The sequence below is a fragment of the Pseudoalteromonas sp. XMcav2-N genome (assembly GCF_024124545.1).
Lineage (GTDB): Bacteria > Pseudomonadota > Gammaproteobacteria > Enterobacterales > Alteromonadaceae > Pseudoalteromonas.
Genome location: NZ_JAMXSF010000038.1, coordinates 1 through 2079, shown reverse-complemented (window position 1 = coordinate 2079; position 2079 = coordinate 1). Strand labels below are relative to the sequence as shown.

Sequence of the window (2079 nt, the reverse complement as noted above, 5' to 3'; positions counted from 1 at the left end):
AGTACCGTCCCGTAACGCTGGTAAGACATGGTTTTCGCTGCCAGAGACAAAGGCTGTGCAGCCTCTAGCTGATGACACAGCGTATCCAAATCTTCCAGCAGCACGCGCCATGAGACACCGTCAACCAAAAGGTGATGCAGCGTCAGCAACAGGCGCCCGCTCTGCTGCTGACCATCGAAGTAGCCCATTTTAAACAGCGGACCTGACAGCGACAGACTGCGCTGAATATCAGTGCAACGGGCTTCAAACACCTCAGGGGTGTCAGGGCTCAGCGATGCCACTTCGACATACTCAGACCACTTCATTGTCGTCAAAGGCTGATATCGTCCTGTCCAGGCGCCGTCGGCGGATTGCTCGAAGCGTAAACGTAGCACATCATGGCGCTCACATAGCGCAACCAGCAGAGGCTCAAGCCAGCTGGCTTTGAACCCGACAGGCACCTGTAATAAGACCGCCTGATTATAATGATGTAGCTCAGTTTCATCGCTGAAGAAGTGGGTCTGAATAGGTAGCAGTGGCTGCTCTCCTGTGATCTCTCCTTGTTCATGCTCAATCAAAGTACGGGTTCGTAGTTGCCCCTGCAAAGCACGGATGGTCTGATATTCAAACAGGTTCTTAACACTAAAGTGTAATCCCTGCTGAGCTGCCCGTGACACTGCCTGGATAGATAAAATGGAATCCCCGCCAAGCTCAAAGAAGTTGTCAGTAACACTGAGTTGTTCGACTGGTACTGCCAGTAGTTCGGACCAGATCTCAACCAGTATCTGTTCTTGCTCTGTGCTGGCGGCGACATAATCATCACTGCTGGTGAACTGGGGTTCAGGTAATGCCCGTTTATCAATTTTACCATTCACGGTCAGTGGCCATGTATGCACCTGGATGAAACGTGAGGGGATCATATGGGCTGGTAGCCTGTCGTGTAATTCAGCCTCTAATTGCAGCGGCAAAAACTGTTCTTTTTCATTGGTTTTGATGTATCCAACCAGCCTTGTGTGGTTTGACATATCCTGAATGGCTACCACCAAACTTGAATTCACTTGTGACAACCCATTGAGCACGGCTTCTATCTCGCCGGGCTCAATCCGAAAACCGCGTATTTTGATCTGCTCGTCATCGCGTCCCATATAGGCCAGCTCGCCTGCCTCTGTCCAGCGGACCAAATCACCGCTTTTGTATAACCGCTCTCCTGCTTTAAATGGGTGCGCAATAAATCGTGATTCTGTCAGTGCAACCTGATTCTGATAGCCTCGTGCGACCTGGGGCCCGCCAATATACAGCTCGCCAACACTGCCTTTCGGGACTAATCGCAATTGGCGATCCAGTACATAAACCTGCATATTCACCAGAGGCCGCCCAATCAACACTTGCCCCTGATACCCTGGGTCATCCTGATATAAATACTGAGTACAGCCTACCGTTGTTTCTGTGGGCCCGTACTCGTTGAACAGTTCACTCGATGCATTGTATGACATCAGGGTCTTCGCGGCATCGCTACTCAGCGCTTCTCCCCCTACCACAAAGCAATGCGAGACCTGTCCCTGAGCGTCAACCTCTGCCCCTTCATACAAGCTGTTCACAGCGGTAATGTGCGCAGGGGTCAGTTTGTACATCCATCCCCGGTCAGCATCTTTAATATGCTCACTCAGCCTCTGTAATAACCCATCTTCAGCCATCAGGTAAACGGCCTTACCACATACCAGCGGACTGTAGAGACTGGTCACCGTCGCATCAAAGCTCAGCGATGAGCTCACCACCGCGCCAACCCGCCCAGGTAAATACTGTGACTCAGCGTAAGCAACATAGTGACTCAGCTGCTGATGCTCTACCATCACGCCTTTAGGCTGCCCCGTAGAGCCTGAGGTATAAATCACATACGCCAGCTGGTGTGGTTGAATTGACACTGTAACCGCTGCATCAGACACACTGCTGTCCTGTACCACCTTCTGCACTGCAACCCGGGTGATATCCAATTCACCCAGCGCATCCTGTCCCGCATCGTCTGATACTATGCAGCATGCCTCACTGTCTTGCACCATATACTGCAACCGCTCTGCCGGGTATCCCGGGTCCAGTGGCACA

At 51.9% G+C, this 2079-nt stretch carries 1 protein-coding gene; it reads right to left on the bottom strand.

The window, feature by feature from the left end; translation table 11 throughout:
* Positions 1 to 2079: amino acid adenylation domain-containing protein (locus tag NH568_RS23855; RefSeq protein WP_253111274.1), on the bottom strand; the 2079-nt coding region annotated here is incomplete at both ends.